At 67.0% G+C, this 22,074-nt stretch carries 21 protein-coding genes; 7 read left to right on the top strand and 14 right to left on the bottom strand.

Features of this window, described 5'->3' with window-relative positions:
* The 3 genes from E7773_RS01255 to E7773_RS01245 are packed head-to-tail and all read right to left on the bottom strand — an operon-like array spanning position 1 to position 2,866.
* A complete protein-coding gene (locus tag E7773_RS01255) occupies positions 1-951 on the bottom strand; it encodes an MlaD family protein (RefSeq protein WP_293987116.1) in 951 nt (316 codons plus the stop codon).
* On the bottom strand, positions 951-1,766 hold the full coding sequence (locus E7773_RS01250) for an ABC transporter ATP-binding protein (RefSeq protein ID WP_293987114.1): 816 nt from the start codon (positions 1,764-1,766) through the stop codon (positions 951-953). The genes E7773_RS01255 and E7773_RS01250 overlap by 1 nt, the downstream gene beginning before the upstream one ends.
* Complete coding sequence (locus E7773_RS01245; RefSeq protein WP_293987112.1) at positions 1,766-2,866, bottom strand: ABC transporter permease; 1,101 nt, start codon at positions 2,864-2,866, stop codon at positions 1,766-1,768. Before E7773_RS01245 ends, E7773_RS01250 begins: the two co-directional genes overlap by 1 nt.
* A 12-nt stretch (positions 2,867-2,878) precedes the next feature.
* On the opposite strand from E7773_RS01245, the gene E7773_RS01240 reads away from it, so the two are divergent.
* On the top strand, positions 2,879-3,595 hold the full coding sequence (locus E7773_RS01240; protein ID WP_293987110.1) for an HAD-IB family hydrolase: 717 nt from the start codon (positions 2,879-2,881) through the stop codon (positions 3,593-3,595).
* On the opposite strand, the gene E7773_RS01235 is transcribed toward E7773_RS01240, so the two are convergent.
* Genes E7773_RS01235 through E7773_RS01225 form a run of 3 tightly spaced genes read right to left on the bottom strand, consistent with a single transcriptional unit; the run spans position 3,592 to position 9,258 of the window.
* Positions 3,592-4,860, bottom strand: a complete 1,269-nt coding sequence (locus E7773_RS01235; RefSeq protein ID WP_293987108.1) for a DUF445 domain-containing protein — start codon at positions 4,858-4,860, stop codon at positions 3,592-3,594. The two genes, E7773_RS01240 and E7773_RS01235, sit on opposite strands and share 4 nt — an antisense overlap.
* Positions 4,861-4,915: 55 nt before the next feature.
* A complete protein-coding gene (locus E7773_RS01230; protein WP_293987106.1) occupies positions 4,916-8,062 on the bottom strand; it encodes an efflux RND transporter permease subunit in 3,147 nt (1,048 codons plus the stop codon).
* Positions 8,063-8,073: 11 nt separating this feature from the next.
* The gene (locus tag E7773_RS01225) at positions 8,074-9,258 is read right to left on the bottom strand and encodes an efflux RND transporter periplasmic adaptor subunit (protein WP_293987170.1); all 1,185 of its coding nucleotides are present in this window, start codon (positions 9,256-9,258) and stop codon (positions 8,074-8,076) included.
* Between the two features lie 244 nt (positions 9,259-9,502).
* Here E7773_RS01225 and E7773_RS01220 point away from each other — a divergent pair, with 244 nt between their 5' ends.
* Positions 9,503-9,766 (top strand): GlsB/YeaQ/YmgE family stress response membrane protein, encoded by a 264-nt coding sequence (locus E7773_RS01220; protein ID WP_293987104.1) that lies wholly within the window; start codon positions 9,503-9,505, stop codon positions 9,764-9,766.
* Between the two features lie 75 nt (positions 9,767-9,841).
* A complete protein-coding gene (locus E7773_RS01215) occupies positions 9,842-10,558 on the top strand; it encodes an SIMPL domain-containing protein (protein WP_293987102.1) in 717 nt (238 codons plus the stop codon).
* Positions 10,559-10,613: 55 nt separating this feature from the next.
* Here the strand turns inward: E7773_RS01215 and E7773_RS01210 are convergent, their stop codons facing one another.
* The 3 genes from E7773_RS01210 to E7773_RS01200 form a co-directional block, all read right to left on the bottom strand.
* Entirely contained in the window at positions 10,614-10,865 is a 252-nt protein-coding gene (locus tag E7773_RS01210) for a GlsB/YeaQ/YmgE family stress response membrane protein (protein WP_293987168.1), read from the bottom strand.
* Between the two features lie 98 nt (positions 10,866-10,963).
* Positions 10,964-11,263: a DUF1153 domain-containing protein gene (locus E7773_RS01205; RefSeq protein ID WP_146573571.1), complete on the bottom strand. Its 300-nt coding sequence runs from the start codon at positions 11,261-11,263 to the stop codon at positions 10,964-10,966.
* Between the two features lie 106 nt (positions 11,264-11,369).
* Positions 11,370-11,597 (bottom strand): hypothetical protein, encoded by a 228-nt coding sequence (locus tag E7773_RS01200; protein WP_293987098.1) that lies wholly within the window; start codon positions 11,595-11,597, stop codon positions 11,370-11,372.
* Between the two features lie 129 nt (positions 11,598-11,726).
* Between E7773_RS01200 and mnmA the strand changes: the two genes are divergently transcribed.
* Positions 11,727-12,836 carry a tRNA 2-thiouridine(34) synthase MnmA gene (gene mnmA, locus E7773_RS01195; RefSeq protein ID WP_293987096.1) on the top strand — a complete coding sequence of 370 codons (1,110 nt, stop codon included), beginning with the start codon at positions 11,727-11,729 and terminating at the stop codon, positions 12,834-12,836.
* A gap of 3 nt (positions 12,837-12,839) precedes the next feature.
* Here mnmA and E7773_RS01190 read toward each other — a convergent pair whose 3' ends face one another.
* From E7773_RS01190 to pdxH, 5 genes are all read right to left on the bottom strand, one after another.
* Complete coding sequence (locus tag E7773_RS01190; RefSeq protein WP_293987094.1) at positions 12,840-13,040, bottom strand: hypothetical protein; 201 nt, start codon at positions 13,038-13,040, stop codon at positions 12,840-12,842.
* Between the two features lie 62 nt (positions 13,041-13,102).
* Positions 13,103-13,510 (bottom strand): thioesterase family protein, encoded by a 408-nt coding sequence (locus E7773_RS01185; protein WP_293987092.1) that lies wholly within the window; start codon positions 13,508-13,510, stop codon positions 13,103-13,105.
* A 73-nt stretch (positions 13,511-13,583) separates the two neighbouring features.
* Positions 13,584-14,378 carry a PhzF family phenazine biosynthesis protein gene (locus E7773_RS01180; RefSeq protein ID WP_293987090.1) on the bottom strand — a complete coding sequence of 265 codons (795 nt, stop codon included), beginning with the start codon at positions 14,376-14,378 and terminating at the stop codon, positions 13,584-13,586.
* Positions 14,379-14,382: 4 nt separating this feature from the next.
* Positions 14,383-15,330 carry a cation diffusion facilitator family transporter gene (locus tag E7773_RS01175; protein ID WP_293987166.1) on the bottom strand — a complete coding sequence of 316 codons (948 nt, stop codon included), beginning with the start codon at positions 15,328-15,330 and terminating at the stop codon, positions 14,383-14,385.
* Complete coding sequence (gene pdxH, locus E7773_RS01170) at positions 15,330-15,908, bottom strand: pyridoxamine 5'-phosphate oxidase (protein WP_293987089.1); 579 nt, start codon at positions 15,906-15,908, stop codon at positions 15,330-15,332. Before pdxH ends, E7773_RS01175 begins: the two co-directional genes overlap by 1 nt.
* An 88-nt stretch (positions 15,909-15,996) precedes the next feature.
* On the opposite strand from pdxH, the gene E7773_RS01165 reads away from it, so the two are divergent.
* The 3 genes from E7773_RS01165 to E7773_RS01155 are packed head-to-tail and all read left to right on the top strand — an operon-like array spanning position 15,997 to position 21,935.
* Positions 15,997-16,860: a Ku protein gene (locus E7773_RS01165; protein ID WP_293987087.1), complete on the top strand. Its 864-nt coding sequence runs from the start codon at positions 15,997-15,999 to the stop codon at positions 16,858-16,860.
* Positions 16,853-19,396, top strand: coding sequence for a DNA ligase D (gene ligD, locus E7773_RS01160; RefSeq protein WP_293987085.1), 2,544 nt, complete (start codon positions 16,853-16,855; stop codon positions 19,394-19,396). Before E7773_RS01165 ends, ligD begins: the two co-directional genes overlap by 8 nt.
* 55 nt (positions 19,397-19,451) lie before the next feature.
* Positions 19,452-21,935, top strand: a complete 2,484-nt coding sequence (locus E7773_RS01155) for a circularly permuted type 2 ATP-grasp protein (RefSeq protein ID WP_293987083.1) — start codon at positions 19,452-19,454, stop codon at positions 21,933-21,935.
* The last annotated feature ends 139 nt before the right edge of the window (positions 21,936-22,074 follow it).

Raw genomic sequence — 22,074 nt, 5'->3', positions numbered from 1 at the left:
TCATTTGCCCTTGTAATCGGGGAGCTTGGGGCTGCCGATGATCGACCCGGCGCCGCCGCGGTCGACCTTTTCGGCGACCGACGACAAGGCGGCGGCCATCTCGCGCAGGTCGTGGACGAGCTGGCCGACCTCCGGAATGGTCTGCTTGGAAAAGGCCTGCAGCCCCGGTCGCGCGTCGCCGATCGCGGCGTCGAGCGTCTCCATCGAGCGTTGCGCCGCGGCGATCGTCTTGTTGAGGTTGCCGATCGTCGGCTTGATGTCGTTGGCCAGCACGCCGTTGGTCGTCGCCGCCAGGTCGCCGATCTGTTGCGACGCGATCCCGGCCTTCTGGATCGCGATCCGCGTTTCGGCGAGCGTCGCGGCGATCTCCGGCCCGCGGTCGGCGAGTGCCTTCGACAATTTGTTGGTATTGTCGAGGATGCCGGCGATCGACACCTGGTTGCGGTCCGACAGCAACGCGGTCAATCGCTCGGTGAGCGTCGTCAGCCGCTCGAGCAATTGGGGCGCGTTGGACAGGAGCGCACCGATCCCGCCCGGCTTGGCCGGGATGACCGGCACGCCGAGCGCGCACGAGCTATTCTCGCAACTGATCAACGGCTTGCCCTGTTGCGCGCCGTCGAGCTGGACGGTCGAGGGGCCGGTGAAACTGCCCTGGACCGCCGCGGTCGTGCCGAGCAGGATCGGGGTCTTGTCGTCGACCGACACGCGCACGCGGACGAATTCGGGCGACTTGGCGTCGAGCGCGATGTCCTTGACCTGGCCGATCGGCACGCCCGAGAAGTTGACCGCCGATCCCTTGGCGAGCCCGTCGACCGATTGCTTGAAGAAGATGTCGTATTCGCGCTTTCCCTCGGCACCGAAGCGCGAGATCCACACCAGGAACAGTGCGAGCACCGCCAGCAGGATCAGCACGACCCCGCCGACGAGCACGTGATTGGAACGCGTTTCCATCAGTCAGCCCCTGGTTGTTGCGGCGCTTCTTCGTGCGCTTCGTGCGTCATGATCGCCGCGCGGCCGCGCGGCCCCTTGAAATATTCCTCGATCCACGGATGGTCCAACGCCAGCAGCTCGTCGATGGTGCCGACCGCGATTACCTTCTTGTCGGCGATGACCGCGACACGGTCGCAGATCGCGTAGAGCGAGTCGAGGTCGTGCGTGATCAGAAAGACCGTGAGCCCCATCGTGCGCTGAAGCGACTTGGTCAGCTCGTCGAACGCCGCGGCGCCGATCGGGTCGAGCCCGGCGGTGGGCTCGTCGAGGAACAGCAATTCGGGGTCGAGCGCGAGCGCGCGCGCGAGCCCCGCGCGTTTCTTCATCCCGCCCGACAGTTCGGCCGGATATTTGGGTCCGGCCTCTGCCGGCAGCCCGGTCATCACCACCTTGTACGACGCGATCTCGTCGAGCAGCACCGCGTCGATCTGCGGATAGAATTCCTTGATCGGCACTTCGACATTCTCGGCCACGGTCAGCGTCGAGAACAGGGCGCCGCCCTGGAACAAGATGCCCCAGCGCTTGCGGATATCGGTCGCCTCGGTCTCCTCGCGGCCGATCGTCGGCTCGCCGAACACGGTAATCTCGCCGGCATCGGGGGTCTGGAGGCCGATGATCGAGCGCATCAGCACCGACTTGCCGGTGCCCGACCCGCCGACCACGCCGATGATCTCGCCGCGATAGACGTCGAGGTCGAGATCCTCGTGCACGACTTGCTCGCCGAAGCTGTTCTTCAGCCCGCGCACGCTGATGATGACGTCCCTTTTGGCCGGCATCACGGCCACCCGGCCCAGGAAAAGAACACCGCGAAGAAAGCGTCGAGCACGATCACCAGGAAAATCCCCTGCACCACGGCGGCGGTCGTCCTGAGGCCGACCTGTTCGGAGTCCGATTCGACCTGCATGCCCTGGAAACAGCCCGCCATGCCGATGATCGCGCCGAACACCGGCGCCTTGATCACGCCGATATAGACGTCGCTGATCGGCACGACTTCGCGGATTTGCTGGACGTAGGTAACCCACGGGATACCGAGCACGGCCCAGCACAACAGCCCGCCCCCGATGATCGCGACCAGTGCCGAATAGAAGCCGAGCAAGATCATCATCACGGTCGACGCGATGACGCGTGGCACGACCAGCGCCTCCATCGGCGAAACGCCGATCGTTCGCATCGCGTCGATTTCCTCGGTCAGCTTCATCGTGCCGATCTGCGCGGCGAACGCGGAGCCGGAGCGGCCCGCGACCATGATCGCGGTCATCAGCACGCCGAGCTCGCGGAACGACAAGCGGCCGACCAGATTGATCGTATAGATTTCGGCACCGAACTGGCGGAGCTGGACCGCACCCTGCTGCGCGATGACGATCCCGATGAGGAAGCTCATCAGCCCGATGATGGCGAGCGCGGAGACGCCGACCACTTCGAACTGCTGGACGGTGGCGTTGAAGCGGAAACGCCCGTGCCGGATCGTCGCCCAGAAGGCCAGGACCGTCGCGCCCAGGAAGCCGAGCAGGCCGTAGAGCGTCTTCCCCGCCTGGATCGTCGCATCGCCGATCTCTCCGAGCACGCGGGTGAACGCGGGGACTCGCTCGCCGCGAATGCGCACCGGCTGGTCGGCCGCCTGCACCTGGTCGAACAGGTGCTGGCCGTCCGGGCTGAGCCCCTCGACCGCGGCGCCGTTCTTTTGCGAAAAGCGGTGGATCGTCCAGGCGCCGATCGTGTCGATTCGCTCGATCCCCGACAAATCGAGCCGCTCGACCTTGCCGTCATAGGCGTTGAGCCGCTCGGGCAGGTCGCCGATCCGCGCCAGCGACAGGCTGCCGGAAAAGCGCAGCGTTCCGGTGTCGCCATCGTCGGTAAAGGCCGCGGTGTCGTTCATTCGTCCTCGACCATGAAAGATTATCGCTGGATCGGCAACAACATGGGCGCCATGACCGGTGCCATGCACCGGCTCGCGATCTACGACATGGACAAGACGATCACGACGCGCGCGACCTGGACGCCGTTTCTGCGCACGTACATGCGGCGCACGCCGTGGGGCGTTTTCCCGCTGCTTGCAACGCTGGGACCGGCCGCGCTGTATCTCGCCAAGCGGATCGACCGTGCACGGCTCAAGGAAAAGACGCAGGCGCTGGTGATGGGGCGGCGCGCGAAGCTGGCGAGCGTCGAGGCCGCAGCAGAGCGTTTTGCCGAAAGCGTCGCGACGAAGGACGTGTACGCCCAGGCACGCCAGCGCATCGCGGCGGACAAGGCGGCGGGCTACCGTATCGTATTGGCGACCGCGAGCTACGATTTCTACGTCCGGCCGATCGCCCGTGCGCTCGGGATCGACGATGTCATCGCGACACCTTCGACGGTCGATGGCGACCGGCTGGTCGCACGCATCGCGGGCGAGAATTGCTACGGTCCGGCCAAGCTCCGGATGATCGAGGCGTGGATGGCGGGACAGGGCATCGCGCGCAACGATACGCACATCCGTTTCTATTCGGACCACGTGTCGGATGCGCCGACGCTCGGCTGGGCGGACGAGCCGTTTGCGGTCAACCCGCATGGCAAGTTGCGCGCGCTCGCCACCGAGAAGGGGTGGCCGATCCTGGAATGGCGCTAGAACGCGATATCGATCGCGTGGATGACCAGCCCGACCAGTCCGCCGACCAACGTCCCGTTGATGCGGATATATTGCAGGTCGCGGCCCACCGCATTCTCCAGCCGCTGCGTGACCGTCCGCGCATCCCAGCCGCGCACCGTTTCCGACACCAGCCGCACGATCGAATCGCCGTAATCGGCGGCGGTGCCCACCGCGGCGCGGCGTGCGAAGCGATTGATCGTCGCGGCGAGCTCGGGGTCTTGCTGTAACGTCGTGCCGAGCTGACGCAGCGCTTCGCCGAAGCGGCCCGCCATCATCGCATCGGGATCGCGCGCGACCTTGAGCATCGCGCCGCGCAACTGTTCCCATACACCTTGCCACCAGTCGCTGAGCGCCGGATTGTCGAGCATCTCCGCCTTGAAGCCCTCCACGCGCGCGCGCATCGCGGGATCGTGCTGGAGGTCGTGCGCGAGTTGCGCGAGGCCCTCTTCGGCCTTGGCGCGCAACGGATGGCCGGGCTCGTTGGCCATGTCGTGGATCATCCCGTCGAGCCCGGCGATGATCTTGCTGGCGAGTGTCTCGTCGAGCCCGGTCCAGCGCATCAGCCCGCCAGCGCGCTCGTGCACCATCGCGCGAATGACGGCCTGATTGGCTTCGAGCACCTTCGCCGCCCATTTGACGATGCCGTCGAGCAACGGCACGTGCCGGTTGTCGGCGATCGCGGCGGACAGCGCATTGCCGAGCAAGGGGGAAATCTGGAGTGCGCGCAGCCGCTGCGCGATGGTCGTGCGCACCATTCCGCCCAATCGTTCCTGATCGAGCGATTCGAGCATGTCGGCGGCGAGCCGCGACGCGCCGCGCCGCAATCGCCCTTCGGTCGCGCCCTTGGGATCGGCCAGCCAACGCCCCGCCGCGCCGGCCACATCGACTCGCTTCATCCGCCGCGCGACCACGCGCGGGATCAGGAAGTTGTCGCGCAGGAACGCAGCAAGCGTGTCGCCGATCCGGTCCTTGTTGCGCGGCACGATCGCGGTGTGCGGGATCGGGAGGCCGAGCGGGTGACGGAACAGCGCGGTGACCGCGAACCAGTCGGCGAGCCCGCCGACCATCGCCGCTTCGGCAAAGGCGCGGACGAAACCCCAGGCCGGGTGCCGGTCGCCAAATGCGCGGGCGATGAGGAACAATACCGCCATCGCCAGCAACAGCGCGGTCGCAACGATCCGCATCCGGCGCAGCGCGGGCGGGGTGGCGGTCGCGCCGGGCACGGGCAGGAGCGCCAGCTTCATGCCCGTGACAATCGCTCAATCGGGGGAAGGTTCAAGTCCTTCCCCGCGATCGCGGTCACTCGGCCGGCTGCGGCCCGGCGCCGTGATAGCCGATCGGCCGCACCGGTCCCGGCTGATCGATGATCGGCCGATCCTCGTCGCCGGGGCGATAGGTCAACAAGCGGCGGCCGAGCTTCGGCCCGAGCCACTTTTCGATCCCCACCGCCAGGCTGAAGCTGGCCGGCACGATCAGCAGGGTCAGTAGCGTCGACAGCGCCAGGCCGCCCATCACCACGGTGCCCATCGGCGCACGCCACGATCCGTCACCCGATAGCGACAATGCGGTCGGCACCATGCCGGCCACCATCGCCACCGTCGTCATCACGATCGGTTGCGCGCGCTTGTGCCCGGCGTCCTCGATGGCATCCAGGCTGGGTACGCCCTTCTGCATTTCCTCGAGCGCGAAGTCGATCAACAGGATCGAATTCTTGGCGACGATTCCGAACAGCATGAGCAGACCGATATAGACCGGCATCGAAACGGGCTGGCCGGCGATCCACAGGGCGATCAAGCCGCCGAGCGGGGCCAGCAGCAGCGAGCCCATGTTGACGAACGGCGGCAGAACGCGGCGGTACAGCAGCACCAGCACCGCGAACACGAGCAGGATGCCCGACGCCAGCGCGATGAAGAAGTTGAGGATCATCTCGCCCTGCCACTTCTGCTGGCCGAGCGTCAGCCGCTCCATCCCCGCAGGCAGGTTCTTGAGCGACGGGATCTTCTCGATCTCCTTCCACGCCTCGCCCGACACCAACGGCTTGCCGGTCTTGGGGTTGAGCGCCAGGTCGGCGCCTACCGTGATCTGGCGCTGCTGCTGGACGCGCTGAATCTTGCTCGGGCTGGCGCCGAAGCCGATATCGGCGACGGTCGACAGGGGCACCGATCCCCCGGTTGCGGTCTGCACCGGCAGGTTCTGGATCGTCGCCAGCCGCGACCGCGACGATTGCTCCAGCGCGACGGTGATCGGGATCTGGCGATCGCTCAGCGAGAATTTCGCCTTGTTCTGGTCGATATCGCCCAGCGTCGCGAGCCGGATCGTGTTCGACAACGCCGCCGTCGTCACGCCGAGATCGGCGGCGAGGTCGAGCCGCGGGCGGATTTCCAGCTCGGGCTGCTGCAGGTCGCCCTGAATACGTGGTGCCGTGACGACGCTCAGCTTCTGCAAGTCGGCGACGACCTTCTGCGCCTGATTGTTGAGCGCGACCGGGTCGGCGCCGCCGAGCACGATGGTGATGTCGCGCCCGCTCGATCCCCAGCCCTGTTGCGAGCGGAACGTCACGCGAGCGTCGGGAATCTGCGCGAGCGTCGGCGCCAGCCGGCGTTCGAACTGGATGCTCGTGCCGTCCTTCTTCTTCTTGAAGATCGCGGTCACGCGTCCGTTGCCGACGCCGACGCGGACGTAGACGTCCGCGACCTGCGGCTGTGCCTTGATCAGCGTGTAGACCTGATCGGCGACCGCCTGCGTCTCGGCGAGCGTGGTGCCCGGCACCATCTCGATATTGGCGGTCGACGCGTCCTGGTCCTGGTCGGGCTGGAACGATTGCGGCAGGATCGCGAAGAAAAACACGGTCAGCACCAGCGCAACGGCGCCCGCGACGATCGAGGACCAGCGATGGCGCAGCGTCCAGCGCAATGTGTTCATGTACACGTCCATCAACCGGCCTTCGCCGTGCGCCGCGTGACCCTTGGCGCGCAGGAAATAGGCCGCGATCATCGGCGTGACGAGGCGCGCGACCGCAAGGCTCATCAACACCGAGGCGACGATGGTCAGGCCAAAGCTCTTGAAGAACTGACCGGGTACGCCGGGCATGAACGCCACGGGAAAGAACACTGCGACGATCGACATGGTCGTGGCGAGCACCGCGATGCCGATTTCGTCGGCGGCGTCGATCGCCGCTTGGTACGCGGTCTTGCCCATGCGCATGTGTCTGACGATGTTTTCGATCTCGACGATCGCGTCGTCGACCAGCACGCCCGCCACCAGGCTGAGCGCGAGCAAGGTCATCTGGTTGAGCGTGAAGCCCAACAGGCTCATGACCCAGAAGGTCGGGATCGCCGATAGCGGGATCGCCAGTGCCGAGATCAGCGTCGCGCGGATGTCGCGCAGGAACAGGAACACCACGACGACCGCAAGCAATGCGCCTTCGAGCATCGCCTCGAGCGCCGAATGATATTGCATTTCGGCATATTGGGTTTCGTTGAAGATCAGCTTGAACTTGACGTCGGGGTTCTGCTTTTCGAGCGCCGCCAATGCCTTTTCGGCGCCATGGAACACTGCGATGTCCGACGCCGACTTGGCGCGCTGGAAATCGAAGGTGATGACTTGCGCGCCGTTGAGCTGCGAGGCCGAACGCTGTTCGGCGGCGTCGTCGACCACGGTCGCGATGTCGGTCAGCTTCACCAGCCGACCGTTGCCCATAGAAATCTGCGTCTGGCCCAGCCGGTAAGCGTCCGCGGCGTTGCCCAGTACGCGCACGGTCTGTTCCGACCCGGCGATTTCGGCGCGGCCGCCCGCGGCGTTGACGTTGACCTGGCGCAATTGCGCGTTGACCTGGCTGGCGGTCAGGCCGAGCGATTGCAGCTTGGCGGGATCGAGCTTGACGCGAATTTCGCGGTCGACGCCACCGTTGCGGTCGACCGTCGCCATGCCGGGCACGCCCAGCAACGCCTTGGTCACCGTATCGTCGATATACCAGGACAGATCCTTGACCGACATGCTGGTCGAAACGGCGGCGTAGCTCGCCAGGTCGTTGCCGCTGGTGTCGATGCGGAAGACCTGCGGCTCCAGGATGCCGTCGGGCAACGAGCTGCGCGTTTGCTGGATCTGGCTGCGGATATCCTCGAGCGCGCGGTCGATCGGCGTGCCGATCTGCAGCTGCACCATCGTCTGCGAGCTGCCTTCGGTGACGGTCGAATCGATCTCATCGACGCCCGCGACGCTGCGCAACGCGTTCTCGACCTTCTGGGTAACCTGATTCTCCATCTCGGTCGGGGCGGCCCCCGGCTGCGAGATTTGGACGATGACCATCGGGAAATCGATGTCCGGGTCCTGGTTGACCTTCATCGTCATGAAGCTGACGAGACCGGCGAGGGTCAGCCCCAGGAACAGGACGATGCTGGGAACCGGATTCCGGATCGACCAGGCGGAGATATTGCGGAAACCCATGAGTCAGCGCCTCATTTCTTGGCGGGTTGCTTCAGGATCGGCTTGACCTTCTGACCCGGGTTCAGGAACGCACCAGCCTGTAGCACGACGCGCTCGCTGCCCGACAGGCCACTGGTGATGGTGACGCCGGCGTCGGTCACTTCGCCCGTGGTGATACGCACCGGCTGTACCTTGTCGTCCTTGTCGATGACATACACGAAATTGCCCTTGGCGTCAGTCTGGATCGCCGAGTTGGGCAGGACCGGTGCGGTCGACGCGCCGCCATAGATCGATGCCGAGGCGAAGCCGCCGGGGCGGATCGCCTTGTTGTAGGGGATGGCAATGCGGGCGATGCCGCGCCGCGTCTGGGGGTCGATCACCGGCGAGATCTGCCAGATCGTGCCGGCAAACGTCTCATTGCTGCCGACCGGCGTTACTTGCGCCCGCGCGCCGACGCTCAGGTTCTGGATATCGCCTTCGGACAATTCGGTGCGCAGTTCCATCTCGCCGCCCTTGGCCATCCGGAACAGCGCGCCCGACCCCGCGCTGACGATCTGGCCCGGCTCGACCGAGCGCGTCAGGACGAGGCCGGCGGCCGGCGCGCGGATGGCGAGCCGGCCGTTCGACGCGCGTTGCTGCGCAAGCTGCGCCTCGGCGACCCGAACGCGCGCCACCGCGGCGTCGCGCGTCGCGACCTTGGTCTCCAGGTCGGCCTTGGAGATAAACCCCTTGCCGACCAGCGCCTGCGCGCGATCGACGTTGGACTGCGCGATGTTGGCGTCCGCGCGGGCAACCGCGACTTGCGCGGCCAGGCTCGCTGCGGTCTGCGTCTGGACCGAGCTGTCCACCGTCGCGAGCACCTGGCCGGCGCCGACCCACTGGCCGGGCTGAACCAGCACCGCGGTCACGCGCCCGCCTTCGCCCGCCACGCCGACCGGCATGTCGATCCGCGCCGCGAGGCTGCCGGTGCCGGAGATCGTGCGATCGACCACGTTGTTGCCGGGCGCGGCCACCGTGACCGGCGGCAACTGGTCGGCCGGCTGTCCGCCGCTGGTGGGGGCGCCGGCGCCGGGCGCCGCCTTGTGCGGGCGCATCATCACGAACGCGACGACCAGGATCAGCACGATGGCGACCGTGGCGATGATCCAGAACCGGCGACGGCTCGGGGCTTCGGTCTCGTCGGTCAGCGCATATCCGCCGCTCGGCTCGTAATTCATTTCCGCCACGTCCCCGTACCCATTTTTGTCGAGGCGCGACGGCCTCGGTATAACTGTGTTATACAAATAAAGCACCGACCTCAAGGGGCTCGGTGCAGGCGGGCGTCGCTTAGCCCTTTTCGGCCCCAAATCGCAAGCCGCGAGCGCCGTTTCGGACAGGAAACGGTTGCATCCCGTTCTTTAGAGGCAGAAGACCTGCGCGCCGCGTCGCACAAGGGCGCGTGCCGAGGGGAGGAGAAATCCGATGCCCGAACGATCGATCCTGGCGTGGCTGGCGATCGGCCTTGTGGTTGGCGTAGTCGGAAAATTCGCGATGCCCGGCAAGAATCCGGACCGCTTGGCTGTCGCCATCCTGCTCGGCATCGCCGGCGCGCTGGTCGCCGGTTTCGTCGCGGAAACGATGCGCTGGACGGCAAGCGGGACGTGGCAGAACGACGTCTCAGCGGCCGTTGGGGCGTTGATCGTGCTGGCGATCTATCGCGTGGTGCGGAATCATCGGCCCGGCTGACCGCGCGAGCCGTTCATCGTGCGTAGCCCGCCGCGTGCGAAGCGGCGGTACCGTTCGTTACGCTTGGAGAATTCGATGCGCCTCATCACCACCGCCGCCGTTCTGACCCTGGCCTCGCTTGCGATTACGCCTGCGCTCGCGCAGACCGCGCCCGCGATCGTGCTCGACGGCACGGTCCTCGACGTGAGCGCCACCGGAAAGACGACGCGCGTGCCCGATGTGGCGACGATCCGCGCCGGCGTGGTGACGCAAGGCACGACCGCGGCGCAGGCGCTGGCCGACAACGCCCAGCGGATGGCGGGCGTGCTCGCCGCGCTGAACGCGGCAGGCGTGCAGCCGCGCGACATCGCGACCTCGAACGTCTCGCTCCAGCCGCAATATCGCTATGAGAATAATCAGGCGCCGGCGATCACTGGGTATCAGGCGTCGAACAATGTGTCGGTCCGCTTCCGCGACGTCGCCAAATCGGGTGCGATCCTCGACGCGTTGGTCGCGCAAGGCGCGAACCAGATCGACGGGCCCAATTTGTCGCTCGACCAGCCCGACGCCGCGCTCGACGAGGCGCGGGTCGACGCGGTCAGGCGCGCCCGCGCACGGGCGGAGCTCTACGCCAGGGCGGCGGGGTTGAGCGTGGTGCGCATACTGTCGATCAGCGAAGGGGGAATGGCGCCGCCGCCGATGCCAATCGCCTTCATGGCCCGCGACAAGGTGCAGGCCGTTCCTGCCACGTCGATCGAGGCCGGCGAAACCGATGTCACCGTCACGGTAGCGGTGCGCTTCCTGCTCAAATGACAAGAAAAGGGCCGCTCCCTCGCGGGAACGGCCCCTGTTCTGGCTCGCGCTCCCGCTAGCGGACGCGGCCGCGATTGATCAGGTTGAGGATCGCCAGCAGGATGATGGCGCCGATCACCGAATAGACGAAGGTCATCACCGTAATCGCTTCGTTGATGCCGACTCCGAAGATCAGGTTGGCGATTACGGCACCGACGATGCCGACGACGACGTTGAGCAACAGACCCTGCTGGCCGTCGGTGCGCATCACGACGCTGGCGAGCCAACCCGCCAGACCGCCCACGACGAGCCAGATAATGATACCGATCATTGCGACCTCCTGTTTACGCGCCCGTCTACGCCGGGCTCAGGAGTACGACTCCTACGTCGCGAATTTTGTTCCGCAAACGAATTGACCGCCGGAACTCAATACTTCTGCTGGCGCTCGTAGAGGCTTTTGTAATGCTGGATGCGAGTCACGCGCAGCCCCGGCATGCCCGACCGGTCGATCGCGCGCTGCCACCCGGCGAATTCCTCGACCGTCAGGCTGTAGCGGTCGCACACTTCGTCGACGCTCAGCAGCCCGCCGTTCACCGCCGCGACCACTTCGGCCTTGCGGCGCACCACCCACCGCGTCGTCTCGGGCGGGGGCAACGTGTCGAGCGTCAGCGGCTCGCCGAGCGGGCCGATTACTTTTGCCGGCCGTATTTTCTGGTTCTCGATCATTCGCTACCTCGATTTGGGTCGGGGGGACCCCAAAACATTTCCAATAATAACGACCGTTAGCGGCCGGACTTGAACATCCCTTTTAGCGGCTAGGTAAACGCGTCCTTCATGACTTGCCCCACCGCTCGATCCGCACGGCCTGGCGCTCGCAGAACGCGCCCGAACGCGGCCGGAACGGCAAATCGGCCCACACGGTCGGGGCGAATTGCGCATGGATCATCGCGGTCGGCGACGCCGCCTGGCGCGCCGCGATCCCGACCAGCAGCACCGCGAGGTCGGGCGGCAGCACCGCCACGCCCGCGTCGTGCTCGAATCGGAGATAGGCCAGGTCCACGCGATACTCGTCCGTTTCATCAATCGGACTCGGGGGTTTACCCACATCAAGCTAAGGCTCGGTAAAGAGCGGGGTTAAATCTGCTTAACTAGGCAAGCCGCCGCCGCGCTCCTATTAAGGCGCCTCACCATGACCGAAGCCGATTTCCAACTGGGCCCCGATTTGTCGGGCAAGCGCATCGTCGTCGCGATGTCGGGCGGGGTCGATTCGTCGGTCGTGGCCGCGCTCGCCGCGCGGACGGGGGCGGAGACGATCGGGATCACGCTCCAGCTCTACGACCATGGCGAGGCGGTCGGCCGCGCCGGATCGTGCTGCGCGGGCCGCGACATCCGCGACGCGCGCGCGGTGTGCGACCGGCTTGGCATCGCGCATTACGTCCACGACCATGAAAGCGCATTTCGGGAAAGCGTGATCGACCAGTTCGCCGACGAATATGTCGCGGGGCGCACCCCGATCCCGTGCGTCCGGTGCAACATGGGGCCGAAGTTCACCGACCTGTTCGGCCTCGCCCGCGACCTCGGCGCCGATTGCCTCGCGACCGGTCATTATGTCCGCAGGGTCGAAGGACCGGCGGGCGCGGAGCTTCATCGCGCCGCCGACCCCGCGCGCGACCAGAGCTACTTCCTGTTCGCGACGACGCAGGATCAGCTCGACTTCCTCCGCTTTCCGTTGGGCGGTCTGCCCAAGCCGCGGGTGCGCGAACTCGCGGCGGAACTGGGGCTGGGCGTCGCGGCCAAGCCGGACAGCCAGGACATCTGCTTCGTCCCCGACGGCGATTATGCGTCGCTAGTCAAGAAACTACGCCCCGAGGCCGAAGCCGGCGGCGACATCGTCGATCTCGCGGGCCGCAAGCTCGGCGAGCATCGCGGGCTGATCCATTTCACGATCGGTCAGCGCCGCGGGCTGGAAATCGGCGGCAGCCCCGAACCGCTCTACGTCGTGCGCCTCGACCCCGCGCAGTGCCGCGTCGTCGTCGGCCCGCGCCACGCGTTAGCCGTGTCCTCGGCGCGGCTGAGCGACATCAATCGGCTCGGCCCGACCGACGGACCGCTCACCGCCAAGGTCCGGAGCCTCGCCAGACCGGTGCCGGCGCGGCTGGAGGGCGACCGCATCGTGTTCGAGACGCCCGAATATGGCGTGTCGCCGGGACAGGCGGCGGTGCTCTACGCCGGCGACCGCGTGCTCGGCGGCGGGTGGATCGAGGAAACCGAAGCCGCCGAAAGCGCGCTCGCGGCGTAAGGCTCAACGCGCCGCGGCCGCCGCCTTGCATAACGCGATCAAGTCGCGCTTGATCGACGCGCCGCTCAGGTGCGCCTGGACCGATTCATAGCGTTCGGCGGTCAACTGGCGGCGGATGTCCTCGACGCTGCGGCATGTCCCAGATCGCGCCAGCTGATAGGCGCGCTCGACGGTTGACAGCTGGTGAGGGAAGGGGTCGGTCATGGCGCGCGCCCTACCATCGTTTCGCGCGCGAACCGGCTGATCCACGTCAAGGTGTCGGGCGGCTAGTCGGCCTTGGAAAAGAACTTCTCGATCACGCTCGATGCCAGCCGCGCGGGGCGCAGCGTCTCGGCATCGATGCAGCACCAGCTCGACTTGACCTCGGCGAGCACGTCCTCGCCGCGCTTGATGATCGTCTGATAGAAAGCGCGCGCCCCCTGGACCTTTTCGAGCAGGACGGTCGCGATCACTTCGTCGTTGAGGAAGGTCGGCTTGCGATAGGTGATCTCGTGTTTGAGTGCGACCCAGAGCAGGCTGGCGACCGCGTCCGCCGGCGCGATCTTGCGCCAGTGGCTCAGCACCGCCTCCTGTACCCATTTGAGGTACGAGGCATTGTTGACGTGCCCCATGAAATCGATGTCGGCCGGATCGATCGGGATCGGGAAATCGTGCGGGATGGCGTGGTCGGTCACCCGGCCATCCTAGCAAAACCGTTGGTTTTCCGCCAGTTTTTCGTGTGGGCGTGTTGACGCTACGGCATGGCCGTCAAAGCAGGAATGTGCCTTCCATCACGGTGACGCATTGCCCGCCGAGGATCACGCGGTCGCCGTCCAGACGGCAGGTCAAATGCCCGCCGCGTTTGCTCGCCTGATAGGCGGTGAAGCTGTCGCGGCCGAGCCGCTTCGCCCAATAGGGCACCATCACCGCGTGCGCCGACCCCGTCACTGGATCCTCGTCGATTCCCGCGCCGCACGCGAACACGCGGCTGATGATATCGGTATTCTCGCCCGGTGCGGTAACGATCGTCAGCACGTCGCCTTCGCGGGCGAGCGCGCGGAAATCGGGGTCGAGCGCGCGGACCTGATCGGCGGTGTCGAGCACGATCAGCCCGTAGCGATGCTGGTGCCACAGCGTTTCGTTCACACCGTCGACGCCGAGTGCGGCGACGATCGCGGGGAGCGGCTTCGGCGACGGCCCCCACGCCGGCAGCGCGAGCTCATACCCAGATCCGACGCGCGCGACCTCGAGCATGCCCGCCTTGCGCGTCCGGAACCGCACCTGGTCCATGTCGGGCGACGACGACAGCACGAAATGCCCGCTCGCCAGCGTCGCATGGCCGCACAACACGACCTCGCTCGTCGGGGTGAACCAGCGCAGGTCGAAATCCACGCCATCATCCCCGCTCGCGACGATGAACGCGGTCTCCGACAGGTTGTTCTCCGCCGCGATCGCCAGCAACGTCGCGTCGTCGAGCCAGTCGGCGAGCGGCATCACCGCCGCGGGGTTGCCCTCGAACGGCGCCCGCGCGAACGCGTCGATCTGCGTGATCGGCAGTCTCATGTTCTCACATCCGTTTCCCGAACCAGTGCGGCGTGACGTCCGCCTCGACCAATGGATTGTCGGTGTCGACATGCCCCTCGGGATCGAGGTGAATCAGCACTTCGACCTTGGGGAAGGCCTTGTGCAGCGCGCGCTCCACCCCTTCGACGATGTCGTGTGCCTGGCGGACGGTGATGTCGTGCGGCACCTCCATGTGGAACTGCGCGAAATCGTGGCTGCCCGCGCGGCGCGTACGGAAATCGTGGATGCCCTTGATCCCGGGCTGGCGCGCCGCGACTTCGATGAAGGCCTCGCGCTGGCTCTCGGGCCATTCCTTGTCCATCAGCATGTCGATCGCGTGGCTCGACGCCTGGAACGCGCCCCACGCCAGCCACGCCGCGATCGCGATGCCGAAGATCGGGTCGGCGCGGTGCCAGCCGAGGAACTGGTCGAGCGCGAGTGCCGCGATCACCGATCCGTTGAGCAGCACGTCGGACTGGTAGTGGATATTGTCCGCCATGATCGCGACCGATCCGGTGCGCCGAATGACGCTGCGCTGGTAGGCGAGCAGGACGAGCGTCGCGAGGATCGCGGCGATCGATACGCCGATGCCGAATTCGGCGTCGCTGGTCGGGGTGTTGCTGCCCAATGCCTGGATCGCGCGCCACGCGATCGCGATCGCCGACACGGTGATCAGCACGACCTGGAACAGCGCCGCCAGCGCCTCCGCTTTGCCGTGGCCGAAACGGTGGTCGTGGTCGGCCGGCTCGGCGGCGAGCTTCACGCCGTACAGCGTGACGAGGCTGGCTAGCAGGTCGAGTCCCGAATCGGCGAGGCTGCCGAGCATCGCGACCGATCCGGTGCTCCACGCGGCGTAGGATTTGAGCACGATCAGCGCGCACGCCATCCCGACGCTCGCGAGCGCGGCGCGCACCGCAAAGGGGATGATCCGCCGCCGTTCGCTTTCGGTCATCATGGGTAGAGTAGTCCCTCGGTCCAGCCGCCGTTAGCACGATCGAACACACGGCGCTCGTGCAGGCGATGTGCGCGGTCCTGCCAGAACTCGATATGGCCCGGGGTCAAACGATATCCACCCCAATGCTGCGGGCGTGGGACATCCTGGCCGTCGAACTTGGCCTGCATGTCGGCAAAACGTGCCTCAAACGTCGCGCGGTCGGCGAGCGGGCGCGATTGGTCCGAGGCCCAGGCGCCGAGCTGCGAATCGCGGCTGCGGCTGGCGAAATAGGCATCCGATTCCGCGTCGGTGGCGAGGCTCAGCGCGCCTTCGATCCGCACCTGGCGGCGCAGCGATTTCCAGTGAAAGAGGAGCGCGGCGTGGGGGTTCGCCGCGATCTCCCCCGCCTTGCGGCTCTCGCGATTGGTGTAGAAAACGAAGCCGTCCGGCCCGTGGCCCTTCAACAGCACCATTCGTACCGACGGCCGCCCGGCCGCGTCCGCCGTCGCCAGCGCCATCGCGTTGGGATCGTTCGGCTCGCTGGCTTGTGCTTCGGCGAACCAGGCGTCGAACAGGGCAAAGGGATCGTCGGCCATGCGCGCTCCTTAACGCGCGACTCCGCGAAGGGGAACGACTCCCGCGCCCGCGAATTGAATCGGCTTCGCAACGGAGAGTATCCAGATCATGGCAGCACGCGCCTATTGGCAGGGACAGATCAGGCTGGCGCTCGTCTCGATCCCGGTCGAAATCTACACCGCGACCAAATCGGGCGCGCAGATCGCGTTCCACCAGGTCCACCAGCCGTCGGGCAAGCGCATCAAGTATGAGAAAGTCGTGCCCGGGATCGGCGAGGTCGACCCCGACGACATCGTCAAGGGCTACGAGATCGACAAGGGCGATTACGTCCTGCTCGGCCAGGACGAGATCGATGCGGTGAAGCTCGAATCGAAGAAGACGCTCGAGCTGACCCAGTTCGTCGACGCGAGCGAGATCGACGTGCTTTATTTCGAGCGCCCCTATTTCGTCGTGCCCGCCGACGATCTCGCCGAGGAAGCGTTCATCGTGCTGCGCGAGGCGCTGCGCCGGTCGAAGAAAGTGGGCCTGGGCCAGCTCGCGATGCGCGGGCGCGAATATGTCGTCAGCCTGAAGCCGTGCGGGCGCGGGATGGTGCTTGAGACACTGCGCTACGCCGACGAGGTCAACAAGGCGCAAGGCTATTTCCGCGACATCCCGGACGACAAGCCCGATGCCGATCTCCTCGATCTCGCGACGACGCTGATCGAGAAGAAGACGGCGGATTTCGACCCGTCCAAGTTCCACGACCGCTATGTCGACGCGCTCAAGGATCTGATCGCGCGCAAGTCGAAGCAGAAGACCAACCGCAAGATCATCGAGGACAAGGAGGAGGGCGGCGGGCGCTCCGGCTCGAACGTCGTCGACCTGATGGCCGCGCTCAAGAAGTCGATCGAGAAGCCCGGCGCCAAGGCCGCGCCGGCCAAGAAGGCGCCGGCGAAGAAGGCACCCGCCAAGAAGCGCGCGCATGGCTGAGCGCGACCCGCTTTCGACCTACAACGCCAAGCGCGATTTCGCGAAGACCGCGGAGCCGCGCGGCGAGGTGGCGACCACTGGCAACCGCTTCATGGTGCAGAAGCACGACGCGACTCGGCTGCACTGGGATCTGCGGCTGCAGGTCGGCGGCGTGATGAAGAGCTGGGCGGTGACTCGCGGCCCCAGCCTCAACCCCGACGACAAGCGCTTGGCCGTGCAGACCGAGGACCATCCCTTAAGCTATTCGGATTTCGAGGGGACGATCCCGCAGGGCGAATATGGCGGCGGGACAGTGATGCTGTGGGACGACGGCTGGTGGGAGCCGATCCCCGGCAAGTCGGCGGACGATCTGAAGGACGGGCACCTCCATTTCATCCTCCACGGCGAGCGGATGAAGGGCGAGTGGCTGCTGATCCGGCTGAAGCCGAGGGGCAAGGAGCGCAACGTCAATTGGCTGCTTCGCAAGATCGAGGACGAGCATGCCGGCGGGTCCGACGACCTGGTCGAAGGCGCGGTGACGAGCGTAAAGACCGGGCGAACGATGCAGGCGATCGCGGCGGGCACGAAGGCAAAGGAGTTGGCGAGTTGGAAGGCATTGCGGAAAGCCGCCAAATCCTCCCCGGGACGGGGAGGGGGATCATCGCGTAGCGATGGTGGAGGGGGCGGGCAACAGGCGGCACGTTCACGGCCCACCCCCTCCGTCGCGCTTCGCGCGCCACCTCCCCGTAAACGGGGAGGATTGCCTGCCTTCCGCGAACCCCAGCTCTGCACCTTGGTCGACTCCGTCCCCACCGGCACCGGCTGGATCCATGAGGTCAAATATGACGGTTACCGCGTCCTGATCGCGGTCGCCGGGGGCAGCGCCAAGATTTACACGCGCAAGGGCCTCGACTGGACCGGCAAGTTTCCGGACATCGCCGAAGCTGCGGCGACATTGCCGGTCGCATCGGCGCTGATCGACGGCGAGGTGGTCGCGTTCAAGGACGGGCGGCCCGATTTCTCGACGCTCCAGGACGCGATCGCGAATGGCGGCGCGATGACGTTGTTCGCGTTCGACTTGCTCGAGCTCGACGGCGAGAAACTCGACAAACTGCCCAACATCCAGCGCAAGGAACGGCTGCGTCCGCTGCTCGACGGCGCGGATGCGCGGTTGCAATTCGCCGAGCATATCGTCGGCGAGGGCGAGAAATTGTTCAACACGATGTGCCGCGAAGGTTTTGAGGGAATCGTTTCGAAGCGCGCCGACGCGCCCTATCGCGGCAAGCGCACGCAGAGCTGGCTCAAGGTCAAGTGCCTGCTGCGCCAGGAATTCGTGATCGTCGGCTGGACCGAAAGCGACAAGTCGCGGGGGTTCCGCGCGCTGCTGCTCGGCGTGCACGAGGACGGCAAGCTGCGCTACGCGGGCAAGGTCGGGACCGGCTTCAACGTCGAGACGATGAACGACCTGCGCGCCAAGCTCGACCGGTTGGCGCGCAAGTCGCCGACGGTCGAGGCGCCGCGCGCGGCGACGCGCAAGGCGCATTGGGTGACGCCGTCGCTGGTCGCGGAGATCGCCTTCACCGAAGTCACCCCCGACAAGGTGTTGCGCCATCCGAGCTTCCTGGGGCTGCGCGGCGACAAGGAGGCAAAAGAGGTGGTCGAGGAGAAACCCAAGCCGGCACCCAAGGCGAAGGCGTCGAGCGTCACGATCACGCACCCCGAGCGGCTGATCTTTCCCGATTCGACCGTGACCAAGGGCGACCTCGCCGATTTCTACGAGGCGATGGCGCCGGTCGCGCTGCAATGGATCGCCAACCGCCCGATCAGCCTGGTCCGCTGCCCGCAGGGGCGCGGCAAGCATTGCTTCTTCCAGAAGCACGACGCCGGATCGTTCGGCGACCACGTCAAGCACGTCGACGTCCGCGAGAAGGACGGGTCGGTCGAGCCGTACCTTTATGTCGACGATGCCGATGGCCTGCTGACCTGCGTCCAGATGGGGACGATCGAGTTCCACGGCTGGGGGTCGTCGGTCGTCGATATCGAAAAGCCAGACCGGCTGGTGTTCGATCTCGACCCCGACGAGGGACTCGGGTTCGACGCGGTCAAGAAGGCCGCGGCCGATCTCAAGGGGCATCTCGCCGAAATCGGGCTGGTCAGCTTCGCGATGCTGTCGGGCGGGAAGGGCGTCCACGTCGTCGTGCCGCTGACGCCGCAAGCCGAGTGGCCGGTGGTCAAGGATTTCGCCGATCGCTTTTGCGTGGCGCTGGCACAAGCCGAGCCCGACCGCTTCACCGCGACGATGTCCAAGGCCAAGCGCAAGAGGAAGATTTTCCTCGACTGGCTCCGAAACCAGCGCGGCGCCACCGCGGTGATGCCGTACACCGCCCGCGCGCGGAGCGGTGCGCCGGTATCGGCGCCGGTGACCTGGACCGAGCTCGATGACCTCGACACCGCGGCACGCTGGCATGTTGGCGATCAGGACGAATTGCTCGAGCGGGCTTCCGGCAAGAGCCTCGCCGGCTGGGGCGTCGCGCGGCAGGTGCTTCCCGACCTCTGACTAATCCATGTTGCCTCGCAGCATGGAGTGTGGTCGAATCGGCGACGGGGACATCATGGCCAGCCGCGCGACCACAGACGAATTGCTCGATGCCCGCGCGCACGCCGCGCGCTGGCTCGCCGACTATCGCGGCCGCGCCGGGGCGGGCGATGTCGTCGTGGACGGCGACGTCACGGCATGGGAAGCGGCGTTCGAGGAACTCGCGGTCGCGGCCGGCGACGATCTCGGCCATGCCCGTGCCCGCGTCCAGCGTCACGCCGAGGATATCGGCACGGGCTTCCGCGTCGCGGGCGACAGCGACGAGCGGCCGTGGCCGGTTTCCCCCGTCCCGCTGCTGATCGGCGAGGACGAATGGCACGGCATCGCGGCGGGCGCGGCGCAACGCGCGGGGCTGCTCGAGACGATCCTCGCCGATCTCTACGGCGAAGCGAAACTGGTCGCCGACGGCGCGATCCCGGCGGCGCTGGTCAACGGCAGCCCGCTGTTCCTGCGCCCGATGGTCGGGCTGACGGTGCCGGGCGGGTACCAGCTCCAGTTCGTCGCGTTCGACGTGGGGCGTGGGCCGGATGGCGAATGGCGCGTGCTCGCCGACCACGTCCGGTCGCCCGCGGGCGCCGGCTATGCGCTCGAAAATCGGCTCGCCACGTCGCGCACGCTCGGCGGGTTGCAGGGGCGGCTCAACATCCTGCGGCACGCGCCGTTCTTCGCGGCGTTCCGCGACGGGCTGGCCGAGCTGTGCAAGCGCGCCGAGCCGCGGATCGGGCTGCTGACGCCGGGCCGCTGGAACGCGAGCTATGCCGAACAGGCGCACCTCGCGCGCTATCTCGGTTTCCTGCTGGTCGAGGGCGCCGACCTGACGGTGACCGAAGACCGGCTCTACGTCCGCACCATCGCCGGGCTGAAGCGCGTCGATGCCTTGTGGCAGCGTGCCGACCCGCGCTTGCTCGACCCGCTCGCGTTCGATTCGCACTCGCAGATCGGCGTGCCCGGGCTGATCGACGCGTTCGCCGCGCACAATGTCCTGATCTCGAACGCGCCCGGCGCAGGGGTGATGGAGGCGCCCGCGATGCAGGCGTTCCTGCCCGCGCTGGCGAGGAGGCTGCTCGGCGAGCGACTGCTGCTCCCCAATATCGCGACCTGGTGGTGCGGCGACGATGGCGCGCGCGGCGTGGTCGAACAGCGGCTCGGCGAGTTGCGCGTCGCCCCCGCATTTGGCGCCAACCCGCTCGGTCTGCCCGACGGTGCGGTGCAGGGCGCCGATCTGTCGGCCGACCGGCGCGCCGCGTTGCTTGCCGACATGGCCAAGCGCCCGCAGGATTATGTCGGGCAGGAAATGGTGCGCCTGTCGACCATGCCGGTGGCCGCCGACAGCGAGTTGGCCGCGCGGCCGTTCACGCTCCGCGTGTTCGCGGCGCGCGGGCCCGATGGCGACTGGACCGTGCTCCCCGGCGGGTTCGCGCGGATCGGCGAGCATGCCGATATCCGCGCGGCGGTGATGGGCGACGGGCTGTGGTCCGCCGACGTCGCGGTGCACAGCCCGAACCAGCAGGCGCACGACTCGCTGCTCACCGCGCCCGACACGACCCAGGTCCGCCGCAATCCGGGTACGCTGCCCAGCCGGGTCGCGGACAATTTCTACTGGCTCGGGCGCTATCTGGAGCGCGGCGAGGCGTTGCTCACGATCGTGCGCGTGATGCTCGGCAATTCGATCGACGCCGATGCCGGGGCGGCGCTTGATCACGATACCGTCGGGCGGATGGCGGGGCTGGTCGTCGCAGGCGGCGCGGCGGCGCATCCCGAGCGGCTCAAGCGGCCCGATCTCGTTCAGCTCGCGCGCACCGCGCTCGACGCCCAGGAGGGGTGGCACAATATCCCCGCGATCAACCGCCTCGCGCGCAACATCGCCGGCGTGTCGCGCGACCGTCTGTCGGGCGACATGATCCGCCTGCTCGATGCGCCGCATCCCGCGAAGGGCGGGTCGATGCTCGATCGCGCCGGGTCGCTGCAGCGCCGCTACGCCGCGCTGTCGGGGCTGGCCGCCGAGCATATGGGCCGCACCGCGTCGTGGCGCTTCCACGACCTCGGCCGGCGGGTCGAGCGCGGCATCGTGGTTACGCGGCTGGTGCGCACCTTCGGCTTGGCGGGCGCGACGAGCGACGACCTCTCGACGCTGCTCGACCTCGCCGACAGCCAGATCTCGTATCGCCAGCGTTACCTGACCGGGATCGCGCGCGTGCCCGTGGTCGACCTCGTCGCGCTCGATCCGGGCAACCCGCGCAGCCTTGCGTATCAGGTCGATTGCATCGCCGCGCATCTCGACCAACTCCCCGTGCTCCACGACGACGGCCTGCCCGAGGATCAGCAGGCCGAGGCGCTGGCATTGAAAGCGTTACTCGCCGCGACCAGCGCCGCGAACCTCGATGTGGAGCATTTGCTGGAAGCCGAGCGCCAATTGACGCGCCTGTCCGAAGCGATCGCGCGGCGCTATTTCCTGCAGGGCGCGGAACCGTTGCGCGCCGGTGGATTAACATTGGCGTGATTGATCCAACGAAATTCCTCCCCGGGACGGGGAGGGGGACCATGCGCAGCATGGTGGAGGGGGCGGGCAACGAGCGATGCCGCCTGCCGCCTGCCCCCTCCACCACCGCCTTTGGCGGCGGTCCCCCTCCCCGTCCCGG

This window comes from Sphingomonas sp. (assembly GCF_004799495.1).
Taxonomy (GTDB): Bacteria; Pseudomonadota; Alphaproteobacteria; order Sphingomonadales; family Sphingomonadaceae; genus Sphingomonas.
Note: the sequence above shows the minus strand (reverse complement) of the source record. Positions and strands in the feature narration are given on the sequence as shown.

Coding starts and splice junctions, on each gene's coding strand:
- pdxH (WP_293987089.1), bottom strand. CDS start 15,908: ATGGCCGACGATCCCTTTGCCCTGTTCGACGCCTGGTTCGCCGAAGCA.
- E7773_RS01250 (WP_293987114.1), bottom strand. CDS start 1,766: ATGCCGGCCAAAAGGGACGTCATCATCAGCGTGCGCGGGCTGAAGAAC.
- E7773_RS01240 (WP_293987110.1), top strand. CDS start 2,879: ATGAAAGATTATCGCTGGATCGGCAACAACATGGGCGCCATGACCGGT.
- E7773_RS01235 (WP_293987108.1), bottom strand. CDS start 4,860: ATGAAGCTGGCGCTCCTGCCCGTGCCCGGCGCGACCGCCACCCCGCCC.
- E7773_RS01225 (WP_293987170.1), bottom strand. CDS start 9,258: ATGAATTACGAGCCGAGCGGCGGATATGCGCTGACCGACGAGACCGAA.
- E7773_RS01205 (WP_146573571.1), bottom strand. CDS start 11,263: ATGATCGAGAACCAGAAAATACGGCCGGCAAAAGTAATCGGCCCGCTC.
- E7773_RS01255 (WP_293987116.1), bottom strand. CDS start 951: ATGGAAACGCGTTCCAATCACGTGCTCGTCGGCGGGGTCGTGCTGATC.
- E7773_RS01215 (WP_293987102.1), top strand. CDS start 9,842: ATGCGCCTCATCACCACCGCCGCCGTTCTGACCCTGGCCTCGCTTGCG.
- mnmA (WP_293987096.1), top strand. CDS start 11,727: ATGACCGAAGCCGATTTCCAACTGGGCCCCGATTTGTCGGGCAAGCGC.
- E7773_RS01165 (WP_293987087.1), top strand. CDS start 15,997: ATGGCAGCACGCGCCTATTGGCAGGGACAGATCAGGCTGGCGCTCGTC.
- E7773_RS01180 (WP_293987090.1), bottom strand. CDS start 14,378: ATGAGACTGCCGATCACGCAGATCGACGCGTTCGCGCGGGCGCCGTTC.
- ligD (WP_293987085.1), top strand. CDS start 16,853: ATGGCTGAGCGCGACCCGCTTTCGACCTACAACGCCAAGCGCGATTTC.
- E7773_RS01245 (WP_293987112.1), bottom strand. CDS start 2,866: ATGAACGACACCGCGGCCTTTACCGACGATGGCGACACCGGAACGCTG.
- E7773_RS01155 (WP_293987083.1), top strand. CDS start 19,452: ATGGCCAGCCGCGCGACCACAGACGAATTGCTCGATGCCCGCGCGCAC.
- E7773_RS01175 (WP_293987166.1), bottom strand. CDS start 15,330: ATGACCGAAAGCGAACGGCGGCGGATCATCCCCTTTGCGGTGCGCGCC.
- E7773_RS01190 (WP_293987094.1), bottom strand. CDS start 13,040: ATGACCGACCCCTTCCCTCACCAGCTGTCAACCGTCGAGCGCGCCTAT.
- E7773_RS01230 (WP_293987106.1), bottom strand. CDS start 8,062: ATGGGTTTCCGCAATATCTCCGCCTGGTCGATCCGGAATCCGGTTCCC.
- E7773_RS01220 (WP_293987104.1), top strand. CDS start 9,503: ATGCCCGAACGATCGATCCTGGCGTGGCTGGCGATCGGCCTTGTGGTT.